The 7317-nt window shown below is 57.1% G+C and carries 5 protein-coding genes; 4 read left to right on the top strand and 1 reads right to left on the bottom strand.

The window, feature by feature from the left end:
* Nucleotides 1–694: 694 nt before the first annotated feature.
* From nifA to MESS2_RS28890, 4 genes are all read left to right on the top strand, one after another.
* Nucleotides 695–2470 carry a nif-specific transcriptional activator NifA gene (nifA, locus tag MESS2_RS28905; RefSeq protein ID WP_040594265.1) on the top strand — a complete coding sequence of 592 codons (1776 nt, stop codon included), beginning with the start codon at nucleotides 695–697 and terminating at the stop codon, nucleotides 2468–2470.
* 233 nt (nucleotides 2471–2703) lie between these two features.
* A complete protein-coding gene (gene hisC, locus MESS2_RS28900) occupies nucleotides 2704–3852 on the top strand; it encodes a histidinol-phosphate transaminase (RefSeq protein WP_008878209.1) in 1149 nt (382 codons plus the stop codon).
* Nucleotides 3853–3938: 86 nt separating this feature from the next.
* Complete coding sequence (locus MESS2_RS28895) at nucleotides 3939–4967, top strand: LLM class flavin-dependent oxidoreductase (RefSeq protein ID WP_008878206.1); 1029 nt, start codon at nucleotides 3939–3941, stop codon at nucleotides 4965–4967.
* A gap of 299 nt (nucleotides 4968–5266) precedes the next feature.
* Nucleotides 5267–6382: a Fic family protein gene (locus tag MESS2_RS28890; protein ID WP_008878205.1), complete on the top strand. Its 1116-nt coding sequence runs from the start codon at nucleotides 5267–5269 to the stop codon at nucleotides 6380–6382.
* Nucleotides 6383–6845: 463 nt separating this feature from the next.
* Here MESS2_RS28890 and MESS2_RS28885 read toward each other — a convergent pair whose 3' ends face one another.
* Complete coding sequence (locus MESS2_RS28885) at nucleotides 6846–7268, bottom strand: MerR family transcriptional regulator (protein ID WP_008878203.1); 423 nt, start codon at nucleotides 7266–7268, stop codon at nucleotides 6846–6848.
* Nucleotides 7269–7317: the final 49 nt, after the last annotated feature.

The following is a 7317-nucleotide window of genomic DNA, read 5'->3' as shown; positions in this document are numbered from 1 at the left end:
AGGGTATGAATGGTTGCTGCGATCCACTCAGTGAGCCGCTACCGCTTCCGCACCACCTGATGGGGCGCTGGAAGCACGCACAGGCGCTCGGTATGCTCAGCGCGCCGCGCACCCGCCGAGACGCCGGGGTAAACATCTCTGCCGTTCGCATCGATCTGCGAGCAACTATCTGAATTGATGGGATTCTGTCATGTCGTCCTACTTTCCTTTCACAAATGCAAGGAAAGCTCGATTGACTAGCCCCCGTCGTTCCCGCTCTGTAGAGCAACGTGTGGTTGCGCTCGGAAGGAGCCTGAACCGCGCCCCACTTCAGTAAGGATAGCCAAGCCATGCCTCAAGCATTGCCTCCGGCGTTTTTCGTTCTTGCCGATCATCACGGCCTGACCGACGCCCAAAACCGTGACCCACTTTTGATCCAATGGCAGCCAGTATGCCGGCTGCGGAAGTCGGCGTGCTGCCGTGACGCCGGGTCACAGACTATCCGTATCGACGTCTCAAGCGTTTCGATGAGCGGCTCCTACGAGCGAGCAAGCGCGCCAATCATGCGGTGGCCCGCGGGGCGAAGAAACTCTTGCTGGTGCCGGCCATCGGTGGCTCGGGCCTCGATGCCACTTGACGAGGCCTCTACGCCCGGGGGGGCGTCGCAGGTTCAGATGGCGCGGCGTTGCTTTCGCGGCCCGAGATCGAGGATGACATGCTAGACCGGGACAATAATGGCCAACCTGAAGAAAATGCTGGGCAGACGCCGCCATGCTGCTCGTCGCTTCATGACGGGAAAAGGGATGACTCAGAATCCGCTATTCTGCCGTCGCGCGCGAGCGTGCTTGCTGGCATATGGGAAATAGTGAAAGCACTCACCGCCCCCTCCGGGCTCGAAGTCACGCTGGCCAAGGTCGTAGACCTCCTGCGATCGTTTCTGCAGATGCGGCACGGCATCATCTCTCTCTTCGATAGTGATGGCGAACTGGAAATCACCGTAGGCGCCGGCTGGACCGAGAGCTGCGGTGAGCGCTGCCGGACGTATCTGCCGCGGAAGGCAATCGACCAGATTGTGGCGACGGACACGCCCCTGGCCACCGAGAACATCGCGGTTCATTCGGCTTTCACCGCCGCCGACATGGAGGTGCTCGGGGTCTCCGAAAACATACCAGTGTCCTTCGTCGGTGTTCCCATCCGCGTCGATGCAAATGTCGTGGGCACGCTGACCATCGACCACGTACTGGACAATGGCTCCAGAGTTTGGCTCGATTACAACCTCTGTCTGCTTCCCCTAATCGCCAACCTGGTAGGACAGACAGTCAAGTCGCATCGCTCTTTCGACGGCGACCCCGAGCAACCGATGGCACAGCAGCTGCCAAAGCAGAAGCATCCCGCGCGGCAGCGTAACAAGATTCACGTTGAGGGGATGATTGGCGACAGTTTGGCGTTGCGCGATCTGCTTGAGAAGGTCGCGGTCGTGGCCAAGGCTAAGATTGCGGTTCTGTTGCGAGGCGAATCCGGTACCGGGAAGGAGCTGGTCGCCAAGGCTATCCACGAGTTGTCGCCGCGCGCCAAGCGGCCCTTCATCAAGCTCAATTGCGCGGCGCTGCCCGAGACAGTCCTGGAATCCGAATTGTTCGGTCATGAGAAGGGTGCATTCACAAGCGCGTTCAACTCACGCAAGGGGCGCTTTGAGCTCGCCGACAAGGGGACGCTTTTCCTGGACGAGATCGGCGAGATTTCGGCCTCTTTCCAGGCAAAGCTCTTGCGCGTGCTGCAGGAGCAGGAGTTTGAGCGCGTCGGCGGCAACCAGACCATTAAAGTCGATGTTCGCATCATTGCCGCCACGAACAAGAACCTGGAAGAGGCGGTTGCCAGAAACGAGTTCCGTGCCGACCTCTATTACCGCATCAGTGTGGTTCCCTTGCTGGTGCCAGCGCTACGGGAAAGGCGCAGTGATATTCCGCTCCTCGCCGCTGAGTTTCTCAAGAATTTCAACGGTGAGAACGGCCGGATGCTGACCTTCGATCCCAGTGCGATTGAAGTCCTGATAAACTGTGATTTTCCCGGCAACATTCGCGAGCTCGAAAATTGCGTGTATCGGACAGCAGTTCTGGCGGCGGGACCATCAATCGGGAGAGGCGACTTTGCATGCTGGCAGGGCAAATGCTTCGCCGAGGCGCTGCACAAGAGCAGATTTGGCAAAATCGCGCTGCAATCCCCGCCGATCGTGCCGCTGCCAGCGGTTGCGGCCATACCGCCCGCTGCTGCCGCCGTCGCAGTCCCGCCTGAGATCACAAGTCAGCCGCCGCTTGGCCCTGCCGGGGCAGTCCACTTAAATGGTGCAAGAATGACCGATGCTGAACGTGTCATCGAGGCCATGGAAAGATGTGGCTGGGTGCAGGCAAAGGCGGCACGCCTGCTTGGACTAACGCCCCGCCAGATTGGCTACATGTTGAGGAAATACGGCATCGAGATCAAGCGTCTTTGAAGCTAACGGCCGAAGCGAGTAGCGGGGACCGTGCTTGTGCCCCTGGAAACGGGTGATGGGGACCTCACGTCAGTGCCAACTTTCGATCCAATCGCACAGTCCGGCTGACCCCGCGGCTGTCGGCTTCACGACGCACCTGGGTTTGAAGGCAGCGCTATCATCGATGGTCCAAGCCATGTCTCGATATCACCAGCCCGTGCCGGACGCACTGGGACTGAAACGGAGAAAAAATCATGTCGGATGCAAAACTCGGAACTGTGCTTTCCTCTCTCTCGCAAGTGGCGAGACAGTTAGATGTTCTGCTATCCGACAAACCGGCGCCGGATGCGAGTTGCGTCAAGCTAAATACGAACGAGAACCCGTTTCCGCTGCCGACAGTCATAATGCAAAGTGCGATGGCGGCTCTCGAACGGCAGTATCTATATCCAGAAGACGACAACGTCAGCTTGAGGCAAGCAGCTTCCGAAGCCTACGGCGTCTCCAAGGATCAGGTGATCGCCGGAAACGGATCGTCTGAACTGCTTGGGCTTATTTACAGAGCTTTCCTGGTTCCAGGAGACAGCGTGGCGATGATGTCGCCCGGGTTTTCGTTCAACCGCAAACTTGCCAGTTTGCAGGGTGCTCAATTTGTCGAAGTCGAATGGGGCCAAGATCATTCCTTGCCCGTAGAACAATTGCTTTTGGCACCTGCAAAAAATGCCAAATTCATCCTGCTGGCAAATCCGAACAATCCGACCGGAACGTTTGTTCCGGTGGCCGATATCGAACGTCTAGTATCACAATCAGACCGCATGATTGTCTTGGATGAGGCCTACGTCGATTTTGCACCGGATAATGGTCTGCATCTTATCAATTGTTATCCGAATCTCCTGGTCTTGAGAACATTCTCGAAAAGCTATGCCACCGCCGGCATTCGCGTCGGTTTCGGACTTGGTCATCCTGAAGTCATTGGCAGGCTGCGAAATCTTCAGAACGTCTTCAACATGAATGTGATCGGCCATGCGGTTGGTATCAGCGTCCTTGGGCACCGCGCCGCCTATGCCGAGAACCACAAGCACATCAAGCATGAAAGACAGCGAGTGACGATGGCGCTGTCAAAACTCGGATTTTCCGTAATACCTTCCCACGCAAATTTCCTGCTAGCACGTGTGCCAGCGGGGCAGGAAGGCTCATGGTGGCAAGCAGCCTTGGAAAGGCAAAAGATACTCGTTGCCTTCTTTCCTGATGCAGGTTTGGAAAATTACATCCGCATTAGCATCGGCACAAAAGATGAGATGGATGAATTTCTTGAGGCCGCCAGCGACATAGCTGGAACGGCGAAGGAAACTATCCCGCTGTGCCGGCCGTCAGCGGCCGCTGCTTCTGCCTTAACCAACCGATAGTTCCCCGGCCATTAAGCGCGCCGATAATTTGAATTTGCTTGCACCATTGCGAGCCACGAACCGTTGCAAAGAGTTGGAGAAAATTCGTGAAGAATGCCTTCCCCCGGGGCCTGACCTTCGGCATATTCGACCACCTGGACGAGGATGGCTGCGAGATTGCCCGACAATACGCCGATCGCCTGAGTTTAGCAGAGGCGTGCGATCACCTTGGTTTCTACGCATATCATCTGGCAGAGCACCACTGCACTCCGCACGGGAGAGGCCCATCGCCGAATCTGTTCTTAGCCAGTGTCGTCCAGCGCACCCGGCACCTTCGCGTCGGCCCCCTGGTAATGCTCCTTGCCCTTTATCATCCGCTGCGTGCGTTCGAGGAGATTTGCATGCTGGACCAATTGAGTGGTGGCAGGGTCGAACTGGGTATAGGGCGCGGCTCTCTCCCAGTCGAACTGGGTTACTTCGGGATTGCTGCGGAGGCGGCGCCAGGTCACTATGCGGAAGCCAGCGAAATCCTTATCAAGGCGATGAAGGGCGACACGCTGTCCTATCGCGGCCGCCATTTTGAGCTGAATGACGTCCCTTTGACGCTGAGATCTCATCAGCGCCCCCATCCACCGACATGGATCGCCACCAATAGACCCGAGTCGGCCAGCTGGGCCGCTGCAAGTGGCGCCAACATCGCGTGCCTAGGACCTGCCTCTTCTGTTCGCAGAATTACTGATGCATTCCGAGCCTGCCGGGAGCGCAGTGCCGACGCGGACGAGCGAGGGCCATTTCTTGGAATGCTCCGCATGGTGGTGATCGCGCGATCGGAAACAGAAGCATATGCGCTCGCGGCACCCGCTTACGAACGATGGCTCAAGAGCTTCAGGTTCCTCTACGACCTCAATGCGCTCCAGACGCCGCCAAATCTGCCGCTGAGCTTGGATGCAGCAATCGAGAGCGAATTGTGCGTGATAGGAACGGCATCTTCTGCGCGACAAGCTCTTCTTGATCAGCTCGAAGAGGCCGGTGCTAATTATCTACTTTGCCAACTTGCATTTGGGAATCTGTCCTTAGACGCTTCGCTATACACCGCAAGGACGATCCAATCTGAAATCATGGCTCGTGTTACCTGACGTGAAATGCGCGTTCCGTGTTCGAAGTTGAATTTTCTCCGGCGCACCATCACCTTCCCGGTTCCGCGCATGATGCCGATATAGTGCTTGCTGTGTGGGTGGAGGGCGCGCACGCTTGTGGAGGCCCTAGTTACTTGGAGCGACCGGCCTGCCGATTAAGAAATCGCCCCGATTTCGTTTCGCAAGAGAGGGCGAACCTGTGCGTACCAGGGCAAAGCCCCGGTTTCTGAGGCATAGAGAAGATTGCTATAGCTCATTATTTAAGGCACTATGAGTTATAGAAAGGTGCGCTATAACTCATGGTATGGAATTGGGAGCAGGCTGACTGGCCGCATTTTACCTACGATAAGGAAGAATTGGAACCGCTGGAAAGGGAATTCCTGCTGCGATCGGGTGAGTTCCTGGGTGTCTTTCGGCACGTCGGTTCTGACGATCGCGACCAGATACGCATCGATCTTATTAGCGAGGAGGCCTTGAAGACATCCGCGATCGAGGGGGAATACCTCAACCGCGAGAGTCTGCAATCATCCCTGCGCCAGCAACTTGGACTGGGCAGCGAGACCAGGCGCATTCCTCCTGCCGAGCGCGGCATCGCGGAAATGATGGCCGACGTGTATTTACATTTTGGCCATGTCCTCTCGCATCGCACTCTCTACGCTTGGCACAAGATGGTGATGTCAGGGGAACGGCGTATTGAGACCATTGGCAATTATCGCCAGCATGCCGACGTCATGCAGATCGTTTCCAATCGGCTGGATAAGCCCAAAGTGCATTTCGAGGCACCTCCCTCGGCGCGGGTAAAAGCCGAAATAGATGCTTTCACCGCTTGGTTCAACGATACCGCGCCTAAAGGTAAGACGCCGCTCCCGGCGTTGACGCGAGCCGGTATCGCGCACCTTTATTTCGAGAGCATCCACCCATTTGAGGATGGCAACGGTCGCATAGGCCGTGCCCTCTGCGAAAAGGCGCTTGCTCAAAGCCTGGGTGAGCCAAGTCTCATCGCTTTGGCATACACGATCGAACGCCACCGCAAGGCCTACTACGACAACCTGCAGGCCAGCAATAAGAGCAACGCGGTAACAAATTGGCTGCTCTACTTTGCCAACACGATCCTTGAAGCGCAACGCGTAACGCTGGTCCGCGTCGAATTCTCCGTAGCTAAAGCCAAGTTTTACGAACGCTACCGAAACCAGTTCAACGAGCGGCAGGAAAAGGTCATCGCCCGAATGTTCCGCGAAGGCATCGACGGGTTCAAAGGAGGGCTCAGCGCCGAGAATTATATCGCCATCACTCAAGCATCGCGCGCGACGGCGACAAGAGATCTGCAAGACCTCGTTTCCAAGGGCGCGATGATAAGAACTGGCGAACGGCGACACACGCGTTACTCCCTGAACATTCTGGATGACCGCAGGTAAACCGCAGCACAGATTTATTGCCACCTTACTCGCGCAGCAACACGTGCGAAGTTTTGAGCAAAAAGGTCTATGAATTCAGGATCGCGCCGGGCAAAGCCTGAGCGCACCAAGTCCGACTTAAACGGGCCCGTCTGCATTTCGCTGAGAATTTCAGGGCAACGGTTGCGGTCCCAGCGCGTTTTTATCTTCAAGTGTCGGCAATATTCATGGCACTTCGGGCGACCGAAGCGATAACGGCCAACGCATCGGCGGTGCCGCCTCACGTACTTGTGACGCGTCGATGCAAAGGAATAGAGGGCCGCTGCTACCGATTCCGGACAATTGCCGGAGTGCAAGCCGCACTTCAGCTCGTGGCTTAGCCGTGGTCAAAATCATCACCTCGCCGTGCAGTCGCGCCTCATGACCTGGATGGTGGCGGAAAGGCCGGCTCACGAATGATTAGATCGTTCGAGATCGGGTCCAGTCAGTGCCGGGCGTGTTCGCATTGGCTGTGATCGGCCAGCACCTCAATCACCCGGCATTCGCCGACCTTCCCGTGCCGGCAGCCTTCGACCATGAGTTCCAGTTCGGCCTTCAATGCCGTGAGGCTGCGTATCCGCTGAACGACGTCGGCCAGCCGCGCTTGGGCTATGGTGTCGGCCGTGGCGCAGGGCTGGCTGGGATTATCCTGCAACGTCAGCAGGGTGCGGATGGCTTCGATGTCGAACCCCAACTCGCGTGAATGGCGAATAAACGCCAGCCGGCGCAAATCGCTGGTTTCATAGTGCCGTCGATTGCCCTTGCTGCGGTTTGGCGCGGGCAGCAGGCCGATATGCTCATAGTAGCGGATGGTCGGCACTTTCACGCCGCTCTGTCGTGCCGCTTCGCCAATCGGGACACTGCGCATGATTTTTCGCTTGCTCCTCTAGTCGCTAGAGAATGTAGCGTGCCGCTGG

Source organism: Mesorhizobium metallidurans STM 2683 (assembly GCF_000350085.1).
Taxonomy (GTDB): domain Bacteria; phylum Pseudomonadota; class Alphaproteobacteria; order Rhizobiales; family Rhizobiaceae; genus Mesorhizobium; species Mesorhizobium metallidurans.
The sequence above is the reverse complement of the archived record's forward strand: the minus strand, read 5'-3'. Positions and strand labels throughout refer to the sequence as shown.